At 55.1% G+C, this 283-nt stretch carries 1 protein-coding gene; it reads right to left on the bottom strand.

Annotation, left to right across the window (positions count from 1 at the left end; translation table 11 throughout):
- Positions 1-283, bottom strand: a 283-nt coding sequence (locus AC2A1E_RS24495; RefSeq protein ID WP_484385923.1) for a transposase, incomplete at both ends; no start/stop codon positions are given.

The raw sequence follows: 283 nt of genomic DNA, 5'->3' as shown, positions 1-283 counted from the left end.
GACCACGGAACCGCGCATATCGATGCCCGTGGTGCTGTTTCGCATCCGCGAAGCTTCTCTCCACCGTTTCCTTACGCCGGGCGTATATCTTTTTGCCCCATTTCGTCAGCCGTAGCCTGTTCGCTTCTTCTTTCGACGCCTCCCAGACGTGCCGCGTTATCGTTTTCTGCGCCTTGCTGTTCTGCGTACACTGTCCTCTCTGCTCACACCCTTGGCACACTGCCGGGTCTGAACGGTAATGCTGATAACCGTTACGGTCTGTCGTGCTATATATCAGCAATTC

It is taken from the genome of Serratia sp. HNCC26DJ206 (assembly GCF_057180605.1).
Note: the sequence above shows the minus strand (reverse complement) of the source record. Positions and strands in the feature narration are given on the sequence as shown.